This window comes from Rhizobium sp. C4 (assembly GCF_021026315.1).
Classification (GTDB): domain Bacteria; phylum Pseudomonadota; class Alphaproteobacteria; order Rhizobiales; family Rhizobiaceae; genus Ensifer_A.
Genome location: NZ_JAJNCX010000001.1, coordinates 381,502 through 400,646 on the forward strand (window position 1 = coordinate 381,502; position 19,145 = coordinate 400,646).

At 60.1% G+C, this 19,145-nt stretch carries 23 protein-coding genes and 1 pseudogene; 12 read left to right on the plus strand and 12 right to left on the minus strand.

Annotation, left to right across the window (positions count from 1 at the left end; genetic code table 11):
- Positions 1 to 15 precede the first annotated feature (15 nt).
- The 3 genes from LQK84_RS01850 (at position 16) to LQK84_RS01860 (ending at position 3,412) form a co-directional block, all read left to right on the plus strand.
- The gene (locus LQK84_RS01850) at positions 16 to 1,623 is read left to right on the plus strand and encodes a fumarate hydratase (protein ID WP_230826892.1); all 1,608 of its coding nucleotides are present in this window, start codon (positions 16 to 18) and stop codon (positions 1,621 to 1,623) included.
- Between the two features lie 180 nt (positions 1,624 to 1,803).
- Entirely contained in the window at positions 1,804 to 2,877 is a 1,074-nt protein-coding gene (locus LQK84_RS01855) for a GGDEF domain-containing protein (RefSeq protein WP_230826893.1), read from the plus strand.
- A 169-nt stretch (positions 2,878 to 3,046) separates the two neighbouring features.
- Positions 3,047 to 3,412: a lysozyme inhibitor LprI family protein gene (locus tag LQK84_RS01860; RefSeq protein WP_230826894.1), complete on the plus strand. Its 366-nt coding sequence runs from the start codon at positions 3,047 to 3,049 to the stop codon at positions 3,410 to 3,412.
- Positions 3,413 to 3,418: 6 nt separating this feature from the next.
- On the opposite strand, the gene LQK84_RS01865 is transcribed toward LQK84_RS01860, so the two are convergent.
- On the minus strand, positions 3,419 to 3,778 hold the full coding sequence (locus tag LQK84_RS01865; RefSeq protein WP_230826895.1) for a hypothetical protein: 360 nt from the start codon (positions 3,776 to 3,778) through the stop codon (positions 3,419 to 3,421).
- 132 nt (positions 3,779 to 3,910) lie between these two features.
- On the opposite strand from LQK84_RS01865, the gene LQK84_RS01870 reads away from it, so the two are divergent.
- Positions 3,911 to 4,744, plus strand: a complete 834-nt coding sequence (locus LQK84_RS01870; protein WP_230826896.1) for a helix-turn-helix domain-containing protein — start codon at positions 3,911 to 3,913, stop codon at positions 4,742 to 4,744.
- Between the two features lie 11 nt (positions 4,745 to 4,755).
- On the opposite strand, the gene ilvD is transcribed toward LQK84_RS01870, so the two are convergent.
- Entirely contained in the window at positions 4,756 to 6,600 is a 1,845-nt protein-coding gene (gene ilvD, locus LQK84_RS01875; RefSeq protein WP_230826897.1) for a dihydroxy-acid dehydratase, read from the minus strand.
- A gap of 218 nt (positions 6,601 to 6,818) precedes the next feature.
- Between ilvD and LQK84_RS01880 the strand changes: the two genes are divergently transcribed.
- The 7 genes and pseudogenes from LQK84_RS01880 to LQK84_RS01910 all read left to right on the plus strand — a co-directional run.
- Positions 6,819 to 7,325: a thermonuclease family protein gene (locus LQK84_RS01880; protein ID WP_442966874.1), complete on the plus strand. Its 507-nt coding sequence runs from the start codon at positions 6,819 to 6,821 to the stop codon at positions 7,323 to 7,325.
- 76 nt (positions 7,326 to 7,401) lie between these two features.
- Positions 7,402 to 7,635, plus strand: a complete 234-nt coding sequence (locus LQK84_RS01885; RefSeq protein WP_230826899.1) for a hypothetical protein — start codon at positions 7,402 to 7,404, stop codon at positions 7,633 to 7,635.
- A 147-nt stretch (positions 7,636 to 7,782) separates the two neighbouring features.
- A complete protein-coding gene (gene msrP, locus LQK84_RS01890; protein ID WP_230826900.1) occupies positions 7,783 to 8,742 on the plus strand; it encodes a protein-methionine-sulfoxide reductase catalytic subunit MsrP in 960 nt (319 codons plus the stop codon).
- A 59-nt stretch (positions 8,743 to 8,801) separates the two neighbouring features.
- Complete coding sequence (gene msrQ, locus LQK84_RS01895) at positions 8,802 to 9,467, plus strand: protein-methionine-sulfoxide reductase heme-binding subunit MsrQ (RefSeq protein WP_230826901.1); 666 nt, start codon at positions 8,802 to 8,804, stop codon at positions 9,465 to 9,467.
- A 69-nt stretch (positions 9,468 to 9,536) separates the two neighbouring features.
- Positions 9,537 to 10,529 carry an RNase A-like domain-containing protein gene (locus tag LQK84_RS01900; RefSeq protein ID WP_230826902.1) on the plus strand — a complete coding sequence of 331 codons (993 nt, stop codon included), beginning with the start codon at positions 9,537 to 9,539 and terminating at the stop codon, positions 10,527 to 10,529.
- Positions 10,530 to 10,571: 42 nt separating this feature from the next.
- Complete coding sequence (locus LQK84_RS01905; RefSeq protein WP_230826903.1) at positions 10,572 to 10,724, plus strand: hypothetical protein; 153 nt, start codon at positions 10,572 to 10,574, stop codon at positions 10,722 to 10,724.
- Positions 10,725 to 10,738: 14 nt separating this feature from the next.
- Positions 10,739 to 10,957: pseudogene (locus LQK84_RS01910) on the plus strand (DUF817 family protein); the annotation flags it as partial.
- Between the two features lie 67 nt (positions 10,958 to 11,024).
- On the opposite strand, the gene LQK84_RS01915 reads toward LQK84_RS01910, so the two are convergent.
- Positions 11,025 to 11,600: a DoxX family protein gene (locus LQK84_RS01915; RefSeq protein ID WP_230826904.1), complete on the minus strand. Its 576-nt coding sequence runs from the start codon at positions 11,598 to 11,600 to the stop codon at positions 11,025 to 11,027.
- 236 nt (positions 11,601 to 11,836) lie between these two features.
- Between LQK84_RS01915 and LQK84_RS01920 the strand changes: the two genes are divergently transcribed.
- The gene (locus tag LQK84_RS01920) at positions 11,837 to 12,775 is read left to right on the plus strand and encodes an AEC family transporter (protein ID WP_230826905.1); all 939 of its coding nucleotides are present in this window, start codon (positions 11,837 to 11,839) and stop codon (positions 12,773 to 12,775) included.
- Positions 12,776 to 12,858: 83 nt separating this feature from the next.
- Here LQK84_RS01920 and rplQ read toward each other — a convergent pair whose 3' ends face one another.
- From rplQ to rpsE, 9 genes are all read right to left on the minus strand, one after another.
- Positions 12,859 to 13,287, minus strand: a complete 429-nt coding sequence (gene rplQ / locus LQK84_RS01925) for a 50S ribosomal protein L17 (RefSeq protein WP_109857946.1) — start codon at positions 13,285 to 13,287, stop codon at positions 12,859 to 12,861.
- Between the two features lie 53 nt (positions 13,288 to 13,340).
- A complete protein-coding gene (locus LQK84_RS01930; protein WP_109857947.1) occupies positions 13,341 to 14,351 on the minus strand; it encodes a DNA-directed RNA polymerase subunit alpha in 1,011 nt (336 codons plus the stop codon).
- A 95-nt stretch (positions 14,352 to 14,446) separates the two neighbouring features.
- Positions 14,447 to 14,836 carry a 30S ribosomal protein S11 gene (rpsK, locus tag LQK84_RS01935; RefSeq protein WP_003495225.1) on the minus strand — a complete coding sequence of 130 codons (390 nt, stop codon included), beginning with the start codon at positions 14,834 to 14,836 and terminating at the stop codon, positions 14,447 to 14,449.
- 128 nt (positions 14,837 to 14,964) lie between these two features.
- On the minus strand, positions 14,965 to 15,333 hold the full coding sequence (gene rpsM / locus LQK84_RS01940; protein WP_230826906.1) for a 30S ribosomal protein S13: 369 nt from the start codon (positions 15,331 to 15,333) through the stop codon (positions 14,965 to 14,967).
- Positions 15,334 to 15,557: 224 nt separating this feature from the next.
- The gene (locus LQK84_RS01945; RefSeq protein ID WP_230826907.1) at positions 15,558 to 16,208 is read right to left on the minus strand and encodes an adenylate kinase; all 651 of its coding nucleotides are present in this window, start codon (positions 16,206 to 16,208) and stop codon (positions 15,558 to 15,560) included.
- Positions 16,205 to 17,545, minus strand: coding sequence for a preprotein translocase subunit SecY (gene secY / locus LQK84_RS01950; protein WP_230826908.1), 1,341 nt, complete (start codon positions 17,543 to 17,545; stop codon positions 16,205 to 16,207). Before secY ends, LQK84_RS01945 begins: the two co-directional genes overlap by 4 nt.
- A 316-nt stretch (positions 17,546 to 17,861) precedes the next feature.
- Positions 17,862 to 18,335 (minus strand): 50S ribosomal protein L15, encoded by a 474-nt coding sequence (gene rplO, locus LQK84_RS01955; RefSeq protein WP_230826909.1) that lies wholly within the window; start codon positions 18,333 to 18,335, stop codon positions 17,862 to 17,864.
- 15 nt (positions 18,336 to 18,350) lie between these two features.
- Entirely contained in the window at positions 18,351 to 18,560 is a 210-nt protein-coding gene (rpmD, locus tag LQK84_RS01960) for a 50S ribosomal protein L30 (RefSeq protein ID WP_230826910.1), read from the minus strand.
- A gap of 13 nt (positions 18,561 to 18,573) precedes the next feature.
- Positions 18,574 to 19,143, minus strand: coding sequence for a 30S ribosomal protein S5 (gene rpsE, locus LQK84_RS01965; RefSeq protein ID WP_230826911.1), 570 nt, complete (start codon positions 19,141 to 19,143; stop codon positions 18,574 to 18,576).
- Positions 19,144 to 19,145 lie beyond the last annotated feature (2 nt).

Here is a 19,145-nt window from a genome sequence, read left to right on the forward strand (position 1 = left end):
GCGGAGACTGTCCAGATGGCAGACGATCTTTTTCCCCTCGGTCCTGACACAACGCCCTATCGGAAAATTTCGAGCGATTACGTTTCGGTCGAAACGTTTCGCGGTCAGGATATCCTGACCGTCGAGCCGGAAGGTATCCGGCTTCTGGCGGAAACGGCGCTGGCCGACATCAACCATCTTCTGCGGCCGAGCCATCTGAAGCAGCTCGCGACCATTCTCGAAGATCCGGAAGCCACCGAGAATGACCGTTTCGTGGCCTATGACCTGCTGAAGAACGCCAATATCGCTGCCGGCGGCATCCTGCCGATGTGCCAGGACACCGGCACCGCGATCGTGATGGCCAAGAAGGGCCGCCGCGTGTGGACCGAAGGCGGTGATTACGAGGCCATGGCGAAGGGCATTCTCGATGCCTACCAGAAGAAGAACCTGCGCTATTCGCAGCTCGCGCCTCTGAAGATGTTCGAGGAAAAGAACACGCGCAACAACCTGCCGGCGCAGATCGACATCTACGAGGAAGGCACGGACGAATACAAGTTCCTGTTCATGGCCAAGGGCGGCGGTTCGGCGAACAAGACCTATCTCTATCAGGCAACCCCTTCCCTGCTCACGCATGACCGCATGGTCGAGTTCCTGAAGGAAAAGATCCTGACGCTCGGCACCTCGGCCTGTCCGCCCTACCATCTGGCGATCGTCATCGGCGGCACATCGGCCGAAATGAACCTGAAGACCGTCAAGCTCGCCTCGGCGCGCTATCTCGACGAGCTGCCGACCGAGGGCTCGGAAACGGGCCATGCCTTCCGCGACCTCGAAATGGAAGCGGAGATCCACAAGCTGACGCAGTCGCTCGGCGTCGGCGCGCAGTTCGGCGGCAAGTATTTCTGTCATGACGTGCGCGTCATCCGCCTGCCCCGCCACGGCGCATCGCTGCCGATCGGGCTTGGCGTTTCCTGCTCGGCAGACCGTCAGGCCAAGGGCAAGATCAACAAGGACGGCATCTTCATCGAGCAGCTGGAGACGGAACCGTCGAAGTACATGCCGGAAATCGACGAGGCGAAGCTTTCCGAACACGTCATCAAGATCGACCTCAACCGGCCGATGAAGGACGTTCTCGCCGAACTCACCAGGCATCCGGTCAAGACGCAGCTTTCGCTCACCGGCACGATCATCGTGGCGCGCGACCTGGCGCATGCCAAGATCCGCTCGATCCTCGAAGCCGGCGGCGAGATGCCGCAATACATGAAGGACCATCCGGTTTACTACGCCGGTCCGGCCAAGACGCCGGAAGGCATGCCCTCGGGCTCCTTCGGCCCGACAACGGCCGGCCGCATGGACAGCTATGTCGACCAGTTCCAGTCCTTCGGCGGCTCGATGGTGATGCTCGCCAAGGGCAACCGCTCCAAGGCGGTGCGCGACGCCTGTGCGCGCCATGGCGGCTTCTATCTCGGCTCGATCGGCGGTCCGGCTGCGCGGCTGGCACAGGATTGCATCAGGAAGGTCGAGGTTCTGGAATTCCCGGAACTCGGCATGGAAGCGGTCTGGAAGATCGAAGTCGAGAACTTCCCGGCCTTCATCGTCATCGATGACAAGGGGAATGACTTCTTTAAGGAACTCAACCTCGGTTGATCCAGTTTGGTACATCAGAGTAGCCGCGGGCAACCGACGCAGTCGTCGCTGAAGTCCGCGGCTTTTTTTTATTTTAGTGACTCTTCAATAAATTGAGGCAGTCCGATCTATAATTAATGCTTTTCAAAGAAATTACCCCTAGAACTTTCAATATGCATTTTGAGTATTTGGGGGTATTTTATGTCGTCGACGCCTGTGCAACCAAGGGTCCAGGTACCGGACATAGCTGCACAAGTCACCTATGCCATGCGCAGCATGGGCGTTCCGCCGATCCCGCGAAATTATGAGCTTTTCTACGAAGCCTATATCGGCTCCAACCCCAAGCTGACCCGTGAGCTGGCCGCCCTTGGCAACAAGGCAACGCAGCGCGAGCTGGATGCGATCGGTGAGCAGTATTTCGGCGACCAGCATCGTGCCAATCTTGTCGAGGGCGCGCATACCAAGGTTCTTTCCGAGCTTGAAGGCCTGCTGCGCCTCCTGAAACAGGAGCAGACGTCGCTGGAAAGCTATAACAAGCTGCTGGGCGAGACCTTCACGCGCATCAACACCAAGAATGCGTCGAGCGCGGATTTGCTGCGCAACGCGATCAGCATCCTGTCCGACGCGACCGGCGACACGATGGCACAGGGCGCCGTCATGGTGCAGAACGTCGTCGAGAAGTCCGCCGAAATGGACCTCGTGCGCAAGGAACTCGACGAGTACAAGCGCATCGCCAATACGGACTCGCTGACGCGGCTCGCAAACCGCCGTGCCTTCGACGACAAGCTTGCACTGATCTACAGCGAGAAGAGGCATATGTCGCTGACGGCACTCGTGCTCTGCGACATCGACCACTTCAAGAAGATCAACGACAGTTTCGGCCACCCGGTCGGCGACAAGATCCTTGCCACCGTCGGCAATGTCATCAAGGCCAATGTCCGCAAGGATGTGTTCGTGGCCCGCACCGGCGGCGAGGAATTCGCCATCATCATCGAGGGCAACACCGAAGGCGAAGCCCTGCAGATCGCGGAACGTATCCGCAAGGCGCTGGAAGCGACCCCGTTCAAGAACTCCAAGACCGGCATCGACTACGGCCCGGTCACCCTTTCGCTCGGCGTATCCATGGCCTGCGACAGCGAGGATCCGAACGAGATCTATTCGAAGTCCGACATTGCCCTCTATTGCGCCAAGAATTCCGGCCGCAACCGGGCGCTGCTCTTCGAAGACGGCATGAAGAAGGACGCAACCAAGAGCTGGCTGCTCTATCGCAAGTGAAGCTGCCAAATCCTTGAAACATGTGAGGCGCCCCGCAAGGGCGCCTTTTGTGTTTGTGCCCCAGGGAACAGTCATGCCCGCCGAAGCATTCTAGAAAAGCCGGTCTGGACCGAAGGCATGCGCGGCCTGTGCGGCAAAGGCCAGATCGACCGCCCGAGAAGGAGTTTCCATGAAGACGATCGTCCGAACCGCCCTCGCCCTTGGATTTGTCACTTTGACGGGACTGGCAGGTCATGCCGCCCGTGCGGCCAGCTTTGACTGCGACGCCAAGGCGCTAGCCCCCGACGAGACAGCCATTTGCGCCAATCGCGAACTCAACGATCTCGACGTGCGCATGGCGACCGAATTCAAATGGCTCTCCGGCATGTATGCCATGGGCGTCCGCGGCGAGTTGCAGGACCAGCAGACCGCCTGGCTGAAGGTGCGGCAGGCCTGTCAGGCGGATGTGGCCTGTATCCGCAAGGCCTATGAAGACCGGCTGAAGGTGTTTGAGGACGATTACAACAGGTTCGAACGGCCAGCACCTTCGAAATAGGGCCCGCTATTTGGCCACCCGGCCAGAGGCAACGATGCTCGAGAGCGCCAGGCCAGCCAGAACCAGTCCCGTAACCGCGTGATAGAGAACGCGCGGATCAACGACATTGCCTATCGACAGTCCAAAGGCGATCACGACGGCAACCCAGGCGAGGCAGCCGGCAAGGCAGACGGCCGCGAGCGCCCTGTCGGTCGTGCGGTAGGCGCAGAGCACGCAAATGGCGGCCAGAAAGATGGCGAAGGCGCTGGACCCCAGCGACCAGACAAGTGCCGGACCACGATCAGGAAATGCGAGGAACGAGCCGTAGCCGTGAAGCAAGGCCCCGATCATAAGGATTGCCGAAAAGAGAATACGGGCGATAAACATGGTGTGATATCCTGAAAGCGTTTGCGGTCGGGCTCAGAAATATTGCCTGTCCCGTGGCGCTCTTCTAGCGCGGTTCCGGCCGCTTGAATTGTATTTTTGGGAAGTCCTTTCGTTCCGCATGCGGGAGAAGCGATGAAGCTGACGACCATTGTGCCGCACCCCTCGATTGCCCCCTTCATTCATCACTTCTGGGTCTTCGAAGCGCCGGCCGGCATTCCGGCAACTGACGCGCGCATCGTCGTTCCGAACGGCCGGCCTAAGCTGATCGTGCCGTGGCGAAACGGCCTCGACGCCGGCAATGAGCGGTATGGCCGCGCCACCCGGGAGAGCGAGGTGGTTTTTATCGGCGTCTGGGATGAGCCGACGACACTGTCTTCCAGCGTTGCCCCAACGACCACCATCGGCATCGAGTTCAAGCCGTCCGGGCTTGCACGCTTCCTTCGCGGAGACATGAGCGATATCTTCTCGTCGATCGCGCCGGCAGACGCGCTGCTGGGCAAGGCTGGCCGCAGGCTGCGGGAACGACTGTCGTCCGCGGCGAGCCTCGGGGAGGCTGTACGCCTTACCCATCACTTCCTGCTCGAGAGCTTCCGCAGGGAGAGCGACCGCGCGGACCTGCTGGCGAACGCCGCTGTTCATTTGATGTGGCAGAACAACTTTCGCCTCAATATCGAAGAGATAGCGGACCGCCTTGGCTGTTCGCGGCGGCATCTGCAGACGATCTTCAACCAGCGTATCGGCATCGCTCCGAAACGACTTCAGGGCATTCTGGCCTTCGAAGAGCTTTATCGAGCATTCGCACGCGACGGCAACGTGTCGCGTCTCAATGAAGACGCGCTCGACCATTTTTACGACCAGCCGCACTTCATCCGGAACTTCCGGCACTTCACCGGCTATTCACCAACGAAATACGCCGAACTCAGCAATGAGTTCGGCGCCATTTTCTATCGTCAATCGACCGTCTGACGGCCTTTGTCTTAGTTGTACTCGTCCGGCAGAACGCGGACGGCGCCCTTGTCGGCGGAGGTCGCAAAGGCGGCATAGGCCTTCAGCGCCTGGCTGACATTGCGCTTGCGCGGCGTTTCCGGCTTCCAGCCCTTGGCGTCCTGCTCAGAGCGGCGCTTGTCGAGTTCCTCCTTGCCGACGATCAGGTTGATCGTGCGGTTCGGGATGTCGATCTCGATCGTGTCGCCGGTCTTGACGATGCCGATGAGGCCGCCATTGGCGGCTTCCGGCGAGACGTGGCCGATGGAGAGGCCGGACGTACCACCCGAGAAGCGGCCGTCGGTGAGCAGTGCACAGGCCTTGCCGAGGCCCTTCGACTTCAGGTAGCTCGTCGGATAGAGCATTTCCTGCATGCCCGGGCCGCCCTTCGGGCCTTCGTAGCGGATGACGACGACGTCGCCGGCCTTGACTTCGTTGCTCAGGATACCCTTCACGGCAGCGTCCTGGCTTTCGTAAACGACGGCCGGGCCGGTGAATTTCAGGATGCTTTCGTCAACGCCGGCCGTCTTCACGATGCAGCCGTCGAGCGCGATATTGCCCTTCAGAACAGCCAGACCGCCATCCTTCGAGAAGGGATGTTCGACCGAGCGGATGACGCCGGACTTGCGGTCCATGTCGAGTTCTTCCCAACGCTCGTCCTGGCTGAACGCGGTCTGCGTCGGCACGCCACCGGGGGCAGCGAGGAAGAAGTTGCGAACCGTTTCGGAATTGGTGCGCATGATGTCCCAGCGGTCCAGCGCATCGCCGAGCGTTGCGGCGTGAACCGTCGGGCTGTCACGGTTGATCAGGCCGCCACGGTCGAGTTCGCCGAGGATCGCCATGATGCCGCCGGCGCGGTGAACGTCTTCCATATGGACGTCGTTCTTGGCGGGCGCGACCTTCGACAGGCACGGCACCTTGCGCGACAGGCGGTCGATATCGTCCATGGTGAAGTCGATTTCGGCTTCATGAGCAGCGGCGAGAATGTGCAGAACCGTGTTGGTCGAGCCGCCCATGGCAATGTCGAGCGCCATGGCGTTCTCGAACGCCTGCTTGTTGGCGACATTGCGCGGCAGGACGTTGACGTCGTCCTGCTCGTAGTAGCGGCGGGTGATGTCGACGATCTGGTGGCCGGCCTCGACGAAGAGACGGCGACGGTCGGCATGCGTTGCCAGCGTCGAGCCGTTGCCGGGCAGCGACAGGCCAAGCGCTTCCGTCAGACAGTTCATCGAGTTGGCCGTGAACATGCCGGAGCAGGAACCGCAGGTCGGGCAGGCCGAACGCTCGATAGCGTTGACTTCCTCGTCGGTGTAGCTCTCGTCGGCAGCGGCAACCATCGCGTCGACGAGGTCGAGCGCCTGCTTCTTGCCCTTCAGAACCACCTTGCCGGCTTCCATCGGGCCGCCGGAGACGAAGATCGACGGGATGTTGAGGCGCAGAGAGGCCATCAGCATGCCGGGAGTGATCTTGTCGCAGTTGGAGATGCAGACCATGGCGTCGGCGCAATGCGCGTTGACCATGTATTCGACGCTGTCGGCGATGAGTTCGCGGCTCGGCAGCGAATAGAGCATGCCGTCATGGCCCATGGCGATGCCGTCATCAACGGCGATCGTGTTGAACTCCTTGGCGATACCGCCGGCGGCTTCGATTTCGCGGGCAACGAGCTGGCCGAGATCCTTCAGGTGGACGTGGCCCGGCACGAACTGCGTGAAGGAGTTGACCACGGCAATGATCGGCTTGCCGAAATCGCCGTCCTTCATGCCCGTGGCGCGCCAAAGGCCGCGCGCACCGGCCATGTTGCGGCCATGGGTCGTGGTTCTCGAACGATAAGCAGGCATGGGCTTTTCCTCGGGGCTTAGCTGTTTCTTGGCGTTCTATGCCCTGAATGTGGCAAAACGCACCTCAAATTTATGTGTTCGTCCTACAGCAAGCGACCTGGGCTGTCACTATCGGTTAGGCCCGATCCGGTACGCCCCGGTACGCCCCCCCCGCTAAGCAAATCGAAACGGTTCGCCCGTTAGGGTTCGCTTTGCGAGATTCGTGGGGCGGACAGATGCTGCGGCATATTTTCAGGACGATGGTTTCAGCGGCCGTGCTGGCGGCCATATGGATCATCTTGCCCGAAAAGGAGGTGTCGAACCTCACCGAAAGGGCGTCTGCGCGCAACACGCCCGACCTGAGCCCTTCTCCTGAAACCACCGCATCCATCGCGCGGGCCACGCGCTTCACCTTCTGCGGCGGCGCCGGAATGGTGAATTGCGTGGTGGATGGCGATACGTTCAGGCTCTCGGGCGACAAGATCCGGATCGCCGATATCGACACGCCCGAACTTCACCCTGCCCGCTGCCCCTACGAGCAGGCGCTGGGCGAAGCGGCCAAGCAGCGGCTGCTGGAACTGCTGAATGCCGGCCCCTTCGACCTCAAGCCGATTGACCGCGACACCGATCGCTATGGCCGCAAGCTCCGCGTGGTGATGCGCGATGGAAAGTCGCTGGGCGACGTTCTTGTTCGCGAGGGGCTGGCCCGCACCTGGGAAGGCCGGCGGCGCGGCTGGTGCGACTAGGCGACCAATCACATGACATTCACAAGCGAGAGGTTTATCCTGTCGCCCAATGCGCCTGACAGACTGCGAGATGCACATGGCCGGAAAGAACGACGACGAAAACCTCGTGAGCCTGAAAGACTGGCAGAAGAAGAAGGCTGAAGCTGCCCGTGAGGCCGAGCGCCAGAAGCCGCGCCGACCTGGCGGCGGCGGGCCGAACCCGGCACTGGCGGGCAAGCTCGTCCTTGCGGTGTTCGTGTTGCTGATCCTCTGGCTTGCGATGCCTGCCGGTTATCTCAACATTCTCACGCGGACCTTCACCGGCGGCTGAGTTCAAGCCACGCTGCGCTCACGAAATCGTGGCCGGGCGCCCTCTTCCATGTGATGGCGGAACCTGTTTTGCTCTTGCCATGAAACCTTCCGGCTGTTTGCAGCGTATAGTCCTGCAAGAAGCCGAATGAAGCGATGGAAGAGAACCATGACCTATCGTCCGCCCCGCATACCCTCGTCAGAAATTACGCCGAAGAGCGTCTATCTCAATCGACGCCAGCTGATTGCAGGCGCCGCCGCCGCAGGCGGGCTCGCGCTGACCGGCGGGTCCGCCTTTGCCGCGACGCCGATCCGCATCGGCAACAAGGTGGATGACGCCAAGGGCGAGACGGTGACGCCAAAGGAGTCCGCCACCACGTACAACAACTTCTACGAATTCGGCACGGACAAGTCCGATCCCGCGAAGAATTCCGGCAAGTTCAAGCCGCTGCCCTGGGCGATCAAGGTGGATGGCATGGTCGCCAAGCCGCAGACCTTCGGCTTCGAGGATCTGCTGGCGACGATGCCGATCGAGGAGCGTATCTATCGCTTCCGCTGTGTCGAAGCCTGGTCCATGGTCATCCCGTGGGATGGGTTCCAGCTTTCCGAACTGCTGAAGAAGGTGGAGCCGCTGGCCTCGGCCAAGTATGTCGCTTTCGAAACCGTTGTGCGGCCTGAAGAAATGCCCGGCCAGAAAGGCTATTTCCAGCCGCTGCCCTGGCCCTATGTCGATGGACTGAGACTTGACGAGGCCATGCAGCCGCTGACCCTTCTTGCCGTCGGCATGTATGGCGAGGCGCTGCCGAACCAGTCGGGCGCGCCGATCCGGCTCATCGTGCCGTGGAAATATGGCTTCAAGAGCATCAAGTCGATCGTGCGCATCACGCTCACCGACAAGGAGCCGCCCTGCACCTGGAACAAGGCCGCAGCGAACGAATACGGCTTCTATTCCAACGTCAACCCGCAGCGCGACCATCCGCGCTGGAGCCAGGCGACAGAGCGGCGCATCGGCGGCAAGACCGGCTTTTTCGGCGGCGGCGGCGAGCGGCGCGATACGCTGATGTTCAACGGCTATGAAGAGGTCGCAAGCCTCTATGCCGGCATGGACCTGATCAAGAAAGACTTCTAGGCCAACGCCTTCCAGCCGCCCGGCCATCTCCGGCCGGCGGCACCTGAGGACTTGTAACCATGACCGCGACTTCCACTCAGCCCGCAGCGGCCCGCACCAAGCCCTTCAACTGGCTTCCGGTGAAAATCTGGGCGCTCTACATCCTCGGCCTCGTGCCGGCGGTCTGGTATTTCTATCTCGGCGCCACCGGCAATCTGGGCGCCGATCCGGTCGCGACCTTCGAGCATAATCTCGGCTTCTGGGCGATCCGCTTCCTGCTCGCCACACTCGCCATCACGCCGATCTTTGTCCTCGGCGGGCCGAACCTGATCGCCTATCGCCGGGCGCTGGGGCTCCTCGGCTTCTGGTATGTGCTCTTCCATTTCACGGTCTATCTGACACTCGACCGCGCGCTCGACTTTGCCGCCATCATCCCGGATATCGTCAAGCGGCCCTATATCACCATCGGCATGCTGGGCTTCATCATGCTGATCCCGCTGGCGCTGACCTCGAACCGCTTCTCGATCCGCAGGCTCGGGCCGCGCTGGAACAAGCTGCACAAGCTCTCCTATCTCGTGATCATCGCCGGCGTCACCCATTTCGTCATGGCGACGAAGGTGCTGATCATCGAACAGATGATCTATATCGTGCTCACCGCCCTGCTCCTCGGCTTCCGCCTCTTCAAGAAGCCGATCATGAACTGGCGCAAGGAGCGGATGAAGGCGAAGCGGCTGGCGAAGGCGTAAAGGGCCGCCGCCGATTTTCCACGCTTGTCCGACCGGCCTTATCCTTTTGGCAACAGAAAGGATAAGGCGATGGTTTCACTTTCAGCAAAACTCCACGCAGCGGCGCACCGGCTCGCCGCAGAACTTGTCCTTGATGCGGGAAGGCAGTTCAGTCTTCTCCTGAAGGCGAATTTCAACCCTAGCCAGCCGCGTGCTCCGGCGGGCAGCGCCGATGGCGGGCGCTGGACGGATGGGGGTGGAGCGACCGGTGGCATTGGCCACATCATACGTGTTAGCGATTCGCCTATTCCACCTCGAGTAGATCTCCTCAAGGAGGAAGGTTATAATGGCGCGCATACGCTCAGGTTTCACTCAGGAAAATCTGCGGAAGAACTACTTGAGCGGATGGGACCGCCCGCAAGTCGTTGGGCTATCGTAAGCGGTGCGGTCCACCGGAACGGAAGCTTTGACAGCGACAAGGATGCAACTTATTATGTTAACGACGTCATTGCATCAAACGCAGAAATTGTTCAACAGGTAGCCTCTGGCACCATTAAAGACGAATTCATTACCAAACGATACGGTTTCAGAACGGGAATTGAGGCATATCGCGATACTCCATATTCGGAACCCCGTATCCGTCAAACGTACGGCGTAGGTGTGCATATCGTTCACGACCCCAGACGTCAAAACGGCTTCTATGTGAATACAGCCTATCCAAGAAACGACGATCCCATGACCAAGAAGCTAGTCACATCTCCGGCTTTCAGATCGTTCACGTCGTTTATGATCCAGGATTTTGAGATGTTTGCCTCTCTGGACGATGTAATCAGGTTTGGACTTCAACTATCGGAACGACGCAACCCATCGCATACATCTGAGTTGAGATTCTATCTGAAAGCCATCCTAGTCCCCTCTGTCTCCGACGCTCAAATCGGCCAGCTCTGGAATTCAAGCGGCGCGGAGTTTGGCGGACATGACCGGTTTATCCGCAGCTTCCTGCAACGCACCCTCGCCATTCTGGAGGAGGACGCGCCGAACGGTGTGCTGAAGAAGAAGCCGATCCGCTATAAGGAGGAATGAACAACCGGGTCGAACGAACCATCAAAGCCCGAGATAAATCTCATGCGTGAACATGTCATCAACTCACCCGGACTTCGCGCCTTTAGCGGAACGACGCATCCGGACATTCTCGTATTTGAACCACGCGAACGGCTGATCGATGTCTGTATGGGTTCCGTGTTTGCCAAGGGACCGGAAGCGGTGACGAACCTGTAGAATTTCCTCGTTGGATGGCTGGGTCGCTCTCCTTCGTGCTGATCGGCTTTTTCATCTGGCTGGCGGAAAACTTCGCGACCTTCTTCGGTGTCTGGCGCTACCCCAACCAGATCGGCGCGTGGTCGGTTGTCCATGTCGGCAAGTGGAGCTCGTGGTCGCTCGTCATCATCATGACCTTCACCATCGTGGCGCATCTCAAGCATATCAAGGCGACCATCCACGTCCCGGAATAGAGTACCTTGCGCCTGTCCAAACGCAAAAGGGGCCCGAAATAGGCCCCTTCGATCCATAAGCCGTCGATCAGAACTGCTTCTTGAAGAAGAGCCTGTCCAGCGACAGATAGCCGCCGCCGAAGGCCGCGTAGAGGAATGCGCCGCCGGTCCAGAAGAGCGAGGCGAGGATCGCCTTGTCCTGCACCTGAGCCAGGAAGGCAGCACCACCATCCGCGAACCGCGCTGCGGCTGCCGGATTGAAGAAGGGACTGCCGGCCTTGAGCGCCGCGATGCCTTCAGGCGTCAACAATACCGACGGATAGGGATGCGCATAGTGGAACCACAGGGTGATCGCGAGCATCACCGCATTGGCCAGAGCGATCGGCCGCGTGAAAAGGCCGACGGCGATCAGGATGCCGCCGAAGAACTGCAGGCCGGCGAGGAAGGGCGACCAGACCCAGCCGGGATGGAAGCCGAGGGATTCGACAAAGCCGACCTGTGCGAACGGCGCCATCATCTTGGGCCATCCCTCGATGGCCAGCATGCCGCCGACCGCGAGACGGAAAACACTCCATGCCATCGGCTGGGCCACACTGGCATAGACAGGACCAAGAGCGGGAATGATCAACTCTTCCTGCTTGGTTTCAAACATGACATCAGACATCTCAGACCTCGTTTGCTTGATGAGATGCCCACGATAGTAAGCTTGCCTTCCTGCCCCTGCTTGACCCATATCAAGAGTTGCTAAATGCTTTTCGTCAAAACCATGAACGCACCGTTCAATGTTTTAAATCGATTTATATTTCGCTATGTGTCGCCCCTCCCCCGGATGTGCCTTGCCTTGTGTCGCCGGCCCGTGATCGGTAGAGACCAAGCCATCCTCCCACCGAGTGCCCGCCCTTGAACTCCACCATCGACGTCATCCTCCCGGTCTTCCTCGTTCTCGGCCTCGGCTATGCCGCCGCCTGGATGAAGATTCTCTCGGAAGAGGCTGTCGACGGGTTGATGCGCTATGCGCAGAACATCGGCGCACCGATCCTGCTCTTCAAGTCGATCTCCGCGCTCGATCTCTCCCGCGCCTATGATGCGGGTCTGCTCCTGAGCTTCTATCTCGGCGCGCTGATCAGCTTCTTTGTCGGGCTTGCAGGCGCGATCCTCATCTTCAAGCGTGCACTGCCGGATGCGGTGGCAATCGGCTTTGCCTGCCTGTTCTCCAACACGCTGCTCCTCGGTGTGCCAATTACAGAGCGCGCCTATGGCACGGAGGCGTTGGCGGGCAACTTCGCCATCATCTCCCTGCACGCGCCGATCTTCTATGGTCTCGGCATTCTTTGCATGGAAATCGCAAAGTCACATGGCCACGGCCTGTCCAGGCGCCACATCGCGGCGCGGATCGTCCGCTCCGTTGCCGTTCAGCCGCTGATTTTCGGGATCACGGCGGGCTTTGCCGTCAATCTGACAGGGCTCACGCTTCCCGCCTCCGTCCAGTCTGCCGCCGGCATGCTGGCGGCGACCGCCATACCCACGGCGCTTTTCGGTCTGGGAGCGGTGCTGAGGCGCTATCGGCTGGATGGCGACAAGGCAACGGTGGTGATGATCTGCGGCTGCTCGCTGCTTCTGCATCCAGCCATCACCTATCTTCTGGCACATTCCGTGTTCTCGGCGAGCGTGGCGGACCTGCGCTCCTCCGTCATCACGGCAGCCATGGCGCCGGGCGTCAATGCCTATCTCTTTGCGCAATATTACGGGGTCGCCAAGCGGGTGAACGCCGCCGCCGTCATCGCGGCCACAGCACTCTCCATTCTCACGATCCCGGTCTGGCTGCACCTCTTGCCGTAGGCGACAACCGGAAACAGGCAAAAAGAAAAGGCCGGGTGCTGCGTGAGCACCCGGCCTTCATTCATTCAAGCTCGATCAGACGATCAGGCAGCTTCGGCTTCAGCAGCAGCTTCTGCCTCAACGCGAGCCTTGTCGGCTGCGCCCTTGGCGGAAACGTCGCGGTCAACGAATTCGATGACGGCGAGCGGAGCGTTGTCGCCCTGACGGTAGCCGGCCTTCATGATGCGAAGGTAGCCGCCGTTACGCGAAGCGTAGCGGGTGGCAATCGCGTCGAACAGCTTCTGTACGGCGTCGATGTCCTTGACCTGGGAAATGGCCTGACGACGAGCATGCAGGTCGCCGCGCTTGCCGAGGGTAACCAGCTTTTCAACGATCGGACGCAGGTCCTTCGCCTTCGGCAGGGTGGTGACGATCTGCTCATGCGTGATGAGCGAGGCAGCCATATTCGCGAACATTGCCTTGCGGTGGCTTGCGGTTCTGTTCAGCTTGCGGCCGGAATTACGATGGCGCATTGCTATTCTCCTTCACTTGCGGGCCGGAAGACCCGTAGTCTGATTGGTTTGTGTTAATACTGGTCTTCGTAGCGCTTGGCGAGATCTTCGATGTTCTCAGGCGGCCATGCGGGCACTTCCATGCCGAGGTGCAGGCCCATGGAAGCGAGAACTTCCTTGATTTCGTTCAGCGACTTGCGACCGAAGTTCGGAGTGCGGAGCATTTCGGCTTCCGTCTTCTGAATGAGGTCGCCGATGTAGACGATGTTGTCGTTCTTGAGGCAGTTCGCAGAACGGACCGAAAGCTCCAGCTCGTCGACCTTCTTGAGGAGGGCCGGGTTGAAGGCGAGTTCGGTAACCGTGTCCTCTTCGGCTTCCTTCTGCGGTTCGTCGAAGTTGACGAAAACCGAGAGCTGGTCCTGGAGAATGCGGGCTGCGAATGCGATGGCGTCTTCGCCGGTGACGGAGCCGTTGGTCTCGATCGTCATCGTCAGCTTGTCGTAGTCAAGAACCTGGCCTTCACGGGTGTTTTCCACCTTGTAGGACACTTTCTTGATCGGCGAGTACAGGCTGTCGACCGGGATGAGGCCGATCGGCGCATCTTCAGCGCGGTTGCGCTCTGCAGGCACATAGCCCTTGCCGTTGTTGACGGTGAATTCCATGCGGATTTCAGCGCCGTCGTCGAGCGTGCAGATGACGTGATCGGGGTTCAGGATCTCGATGTCGCCGACGGTCTGGATGTCGCCAGCGGTGACCGTGCCCGGACCCTGCTTGCGGACGACCATGCGCTTGGCATCGTCGCCTTCCATCTTGATGGCGATTTCCTTGATGTTCAGGACGATGTCGGTGACATCTTCGCGAACGCCCGGGATGGACGAGAATTCGTGCAGAACGCCGTCGATCTGAACCGCCGTGACGGCAGCGCCGCGCAGCGAGGACAGAAGAACGCGGCGCAGCGCGTTGCCGAGCGTCAGGCCGAAGCCGCGCTCAAGCGGCTCGGCGACCAGCGTCGCCTTGGTCGCACCCGAAGAGGTGAACTCGACCTTGCTCGGCTTGATCAATTCCTGCCAGTTTTTCTGAATCATGTTTCTTTACCTTCCGTTCGCCGTCACCATCCAATCGTGACGGCCGAGCATTGAAGCACCGACAGCAAGGCTGCCAGCATGGTGAATTCCGATGATCAGACGCGGCGCTTCTTGCGCGGGCGGCAGCCGTTGTGCGGGATCGGGGTCACGTCACGGATCGAGGTGATCATGAAGCCGGCAGCCTGCAGAGCGCGCAGAGCCGATTCGCGACCGGAACCGGGGCCGCAAACTTCGACTTCGAGCGACTTCATGCCGTGCTCCTGAGCCTTCTTGGCGCAGTCTTCGGCAGCAATCTGTGCGGCGAACGGGGTCGACTTGCGCGAGCCCTTGAAGCCCTTGGCGCCAGCAGACGACCAGGCAATGGCGTTGCCCTGTGCGTCGGTGATGGTGATCATCGTGTTGTTGAAGGTCGAGTTGACGTGTGCAACGCCCGACGTGATGTTTTTACGTTCGCGACGGCGAACGCGTGCGGCTTCTTTGGCCATGGTATTTCCTTTCGTTGATCTCTACGCCGCCGTAGTTCCAGCGGCTACACCTTCGTGACAAATAGCGGAAAGCGGATAGCGAACGGGACAACCCCACTCGCTACCCGCCTGTCGCAATTCATCAAGAATTACTTCTTCTTACCGGCGATTGCCTTGGCCGGACCCTTGCGGGTGCGGGCATTGGTGTGCGTGCGCTGACCGCGAACCGGAAGCGAACGACGATGACGCAGGCCGCGGTAGCAGCCCAGATCCATCAGACGCTTGATGTTCATCGAGGTCTCGCGACGCAGGTCGCCTTCGACTGCGTAGTCGCGGTCGATGGTTTCGCGGATCTGGAGAACTTCGGCGTCGGTGAGCTGATGCACACGACGTTCAGCCGGAATACCGACCTTCTCGATGATCTCCTGAGCAAACTTCGGGCCGATCCCGTGAATGTACTGAAGCGCGATGACAACGCGCTTTGCAGTCGGGATGTTAACGCCAGCGATACGTGCCACGCGTATTCTCCTTCATATCCCGGCCTTCCCAGGCGGGGAGTTCCTGTTTTTCGGCCCCGAAAGGCCGCGGTTCCAATATATTGACCGGGACATGTCAATACGACCGCGCCCGGGCTCCTGTCTTCCAGAGTCCGCGCCGATCGACTTGCCTGTCGCGAGTTGCGCGGTCATTAACGGAATCGCTGCAAAAAAGCAACCGTTCCGCCTAGAAATTTTCGGAAAGCTCAAAGCTTCCCGAGAATTGTTTCGATCGAGGTCGTGACCTCGTCGATTTCAGCCATGCCGTCGATGCTCTTGAGGAGACCCTTGGCATGGTAATAGCCGATCAGCGGCGACGTTTCCTTGTAGTAGGCACGAAGTCTGGTCGTCATCGTTTCGGCGTTGTCGTCGGGACGACGCTTGAACTCGGTCGAGCCGCACTTGTCGCAGACACCTTCCACCTTCGGCTTCTGCAGGCGGTCATGGTAACCGGTGCCGCAGCTGGCGCAGGTGTAGCGGCCGGAGACGCGATCGACGAGCACACTGTCGTCGACCTGCATCTCGATGACCACGTCCAGCTTCATCCCCTTTGAGGAGAGCATCTTTTCCGTCGCATCAGCCTGAACCAGCGTGCGCGGGAAACCGTCGAGAATGAAACCCTTGGCACAGTCCGGCTGATCGATGCGTTCTGAAACGATCCCGATCACCACGTCATCGTTGACCAGCGAACCCGCGTCCATAAGCGCCTTTGCGCGCTTGCCAACTTCCGTGCCAGCCTTGACGGCGGCACGCAGCATGTCGCCCGTGGAGAGCTGGGGAATGCCATGCTTCTCCACGATCCGCTGGGCCTGGGTTCCCTTACCCGCGCCCGGCGGCCCCAAAAGAATCAGTCTCATTTTCCCCTCTTTCCTCCACGGAGCTTCGACTTCTTGATCAGGCCCTCATATTGCTGAGCGATAAGGTGACCTTGAACCTGTGCTACCGTATCGAGGGTGACGCTGACAACAATCAAAAGCGATGTACCACCAAGGTAGAAGGGCACGCCTGTCTCAGCGATGAGAATTTCCGGCAGGATGCAGACCAGCACCATGTAGATCGCGCCGAGCACCGTGATGCGCGTCAGAACGTAGTCGATATACTGGGCGGTGCGCTCGCCGGGGCGATAGCCCGGGATGAAGCCGCCATGCTTCTTCAGGTTATCGGCCGTGTCCGTCGGGTTGAAGACGATCGCGGTGTAGAAGAACGAGAAGAAGGCGATGAGTGCCGCATAGGCAACCATGTAGAGCGGCTGGCCGTGGCCGAGCGCTGCAATGGCCGTCGTCGCCCATGAGGGCAGCGTCGAGGCATTGGAGAAGCCAGCGAGCGTCGCCGGCAACAGCAGCAGCGACGAGGCGAAGATGGCGGGAATAACGCCGGCGGTGTTGAGCTTCAGCGGCAGGTGCGAGGTGTCGCCCTGGAACATGCGGTTGCCGACCTGGCGCTTCGGATACTGGATCAGAAGGCGGCGCTGGGCGCGTTCCATGAACACGATGCAGGCGATGACGAGAACAGCAACGATCAGCACGGCGAGAATCACGCCCGTCGAAAGCGCGCCGGTACGGCCGAGTTCGAGGGTGCCGGCGAGAGCGTGCGGAAGGTTTGCGACGATCCCCGAGAAGATGATCAGCGAGATGCCGTTGCCGATACCGCGCGAGGTGATCTGTTCACCCAGCCACATCAGGAACATGGTGCCGCCGAGCAGCGTGACGACGGTCGAAATGCGGAAGAACCAGCCCGCCTCCGCGACAACGCCGTTCGAATGCTCAAGGCCGACTGCAATGCCATAGGCCTGCAGCGCACCGAGCAGAACCGTGCCGTAGCGGGTGTACTGGTTGATGACCTTGCGGCCCTGCTCGCCTTCCTTCTTCAGGTTTTCGAGCGCCGGCACGACTGAGGTCATCAGCTGCACGATGATCGAGGCTGAGATGTAAGGCATGATGCCGAGCGCGAAGATCGCCATGCGCGAAACGGCGCCGCCCGAGAACATGTTGAAGAGGCCGAGGATGCCGCCGGACTGGCCCTTGAAGGCATTGGCAAAGGCATCGGGGTTCAGGCCCGGAAGCGGGATATAGGTGCCGAAACGGTAGACGAGAAGCGCGCCAAGCGTAAACCAGAGCCGCTTTTTGAGATCCTCAGCCTTTGCGAAGGTCGCAAAGTTCAGGTTTGAAGCCAATTGTTCCGCTGCAGAAGCCATCTATTTCTCCGCGCGGCCCTCGCCCCTCCCCCGCTGATCAGCGGCAGGTCGGCGACGACCTAGTTCCCACACGCCCCGGCTGAACGCCACGAGCACGCTTTGAATTCAATTGTTTCGGGCAGATGTCAAACGAAAAAGCGCTTTATCAAATGGCCCGGTCGAAACGCAGGCCTCCATGCGACAATCCGCCGCCCGATGCCTCACCCGCGCTCTGGTTACGTCCCGGACGTCGAAGCAACGACACCTGGACCGCGAGGCTTTCATATGGAAGCAAAATCGCCCGGTGTGAAGACACCGGGCGATCAATTTTCAATGATTATTCTGCAGCAGGTTCGCCGAGAACCTTGACCGAACCGCCGGCCTTCTCGATCTTTTCAGCAGCAGCCTTGGAGACGCCGCTGACTTCGAGTTCGACCTTCGCCTTCAGTTCGCCGTCCGACAGAACGCGGACGCCGTCCTTGGCGCGACGGATAACGCCGGCTGCAACGAGAGCAGCAGCATCGATCGTCTTCTTGGCGTCGAGCTTCTTGGCATCGATCGCAGCCTGGATACGGCCAACCGAAACGGTTGCGTATTCAGCAGCGAAGATGTTGTTGAAGCCGCGCTTCGGCAGACGGCGGTAGATTGGCATCTGGCCGCCTTCGAAGCCGTTGATGGCAACGCCCGAACGAGCCTTCTGACCCTTGACGCCGCGACCACCGGTCTTGCCCTTGCCAGAGCCGATACCGCGACCCAGGCGCTTCTTCGAAGGCAGAGCGCCTTCGTTGTCCTTGATTTCGTTGAGTTTCATCTTGGTCTCCCCGTCTTACTTCTCTTCGACGATGCGAACGAGGTGGCTGACGGCACGGATCATGCCGCGGACGGAAGGCGTATCTTCCAGTTCACGACGACGGTGCATCTTGTTGAGGCCGAGACCGATCAGCGTTCTCTGCTGAATGTCCGGACGGCGGATCGGCGAGCCGATCTGTTCGACGACCAGGGTCTTCTTGGCGACAGCGGTTGCTTTCTTAGCCATTGTTCAAATCCCCTTATTCTTCAGAGGCAGAACCGGAGGCAGCACGGCGAGCCTGAAGCGTTGCATACTTGATGCCGCGCTGAGCTGCGATGTCCTTCGGGTGAACCTGATGCTTGAGGGCGTCGAACGTTGCGCGAACCATGTTGTAGGGGTTCGACGAACCGGTCGACTTGGCGACGACGTCATGCATGCCGAGGGTTTCGAAAACGGCGCGCATCGGGCCGCCTGCGATGATACCCGTACCGGCCTTGGCCGAACGAAGCAGAACCTTGCCGGCGCCGTGACGGCCGTGCACATCGTGGTGCAGCGTGCGGCCATCGCGCAGCGGAACGAAGATCAGATCGCGCTTGGCGGATTCGGTTGCCTTGCGGATCGCTTCCGGCACTTCACGAGCCTTGCCGTGACCAAAGCCGACGCGGCCCTTCTGGTCGCCGACAACGACGAGTGCTGCGAAACCGAAACGACGGCCACCCTTGACCACCTTGGCAACGCGGTTGATTGCTACGAGCTTGTCGACAAATTCGCTGTCGCGCTCTTCACGGCCCTGACGCTCTTCGCGCGGTGCACGTTCTTTCTGTGCCATTG

Bases quoted from the DNA above. Each gene is read 5' to 3' on its own strand.
- msrP (WP_230826900.1), top strand. From the start codon at position 7,783: ATGACCTATCGTCCGCCCCGCATACCCTCGTCAGAAATTACGCCGAAG.
- ilvD (WP_230826897.1), bottom strand. From the start codon at position 6,600: ATGCCTGCTTATCGTTCGAGAACCACGACCCATGGCCGCAACATGGCC.
- LQK84_RS01945 (WP_230826907.1), bottom strand. From the start codon at position 16,208: ATGAGACTGATTCTTTTGGGGCCGCCGGGCGCGGGTAAGGGAACCCAG.
- LQK84_RS01915 (WP_230826904.1), bottom strand. From the start codon at position 11,600: ATGTCTGATGTCATGTTTGAAACCAAGCAGGAAGAGTTGATCATTCCC.
- rplQ (WP_109857946.1), bottom strand. From the start codon at position 13,287: ATGCGCCATCGTAATTCCGGCCGCAAGCTGAACAGAACCGCAAGCCAC.
- rplO (WP_230826909.1), bottom strand. From the start codon at position 18,335: ATGAAACTCAACGAAATCAAGGACAACGAAGGCGCTCTGCCTTCGAAG.
- secY (WP_230826908.1), bottom strand. From the start codon at position 17,545: ATGGCTTCTGCAGCGGAACAATTGGCTTCAAACCTGAACTTTGCGACC.
- LQK84_RS01870 (WP_230826896.1), top strand. From the start codon at position 3,911: ATGAAGCTGACGACCATTGTGCCGCACCCCTCGATTGCCCCCTTCATT.
- LQK84_RS01900 (WP_230826902.1), top strand. From the start codon at position 9,537: ATGGTTTCACTTTCAGCAAAACTCCACGCAGCGGCGCACCGGCTCGCC.
- msrQ (WP_230826901.1), top strand. From the start codon at position 8,802: ATGACCGCGACTTCCACTCAGCCCGCAGCGGCCCGCACCAAGCCCTTC.
- rpmD (WP_230826910.1), bottom strand. From the start codon at position 18,560: ATGGCTAAGAAAGCAACCGCTGTCGCCAAGAAGACCCTGGTCGTCGAA.
- LQK84_RS01905 (WP_230826903.1), top strand. From the start codon at position 10,572: ATGCGTGAACATGTCATCAACTCACCCGGACTTCGCGCCTTTAGCGGA.
- LQK84_RS01850 (WP_230826892.1), top strand. From the start codon at position 16: ATGGCAGACGATCTTTTTCCCCTCGGTCCTGACACAACGCCCTATCGG.
- rpsK (WP_003495225.1), bottom strand. From the start codon at position 14,836: ATGGCCAAAGAAGCCGCACGCGTTCGCCGTCGCGAACGTAAAAACATC.
- rpsE (WP_230826911.1), bottom strand. From the start codon at position 19,143: ATGGCACAGAAAGAACGTGCACCGCGCGAAGAGCGTCAGGGCCGTGAA.
- LQK84_RS01865 (WP_230826895.1), bottom strand. From the start codon at position 3,778: ATGTTTATCGCCCGTATTCTCTTTTCGGCAATCCTTATGATCGGGGCC.
- LQK84_RS01855 (WP_230826893.1), top strand. From the start codon at position 1,804: ATGTCGTCGACGCCTGTGCAACCAAGGGTCCAGGTACCGGACATAGCT.
- LQK84_RS01930 (WP_109857947.1), bottom strand. From the start codon at position 14,351: ATGATTCAGAAAAACTGGCAGGAATTGATCAAGCCGAGCAAGGTCGAG.
- LQK84_RS01860 (WP_230826894.1), top strand. From the start codon at position 3,047: ATGAAGACGATCGTCCGAACCGCCCTCGCCCTTGGATTTGTCACTTTG.
- LQK84_RS01885 (WP_230826899.1), top strand. From the start codon at position 7,402: ATGGCCGGAAAGAACGACGACGAAAACCTCGTGAGCCTGAAAGACTGG.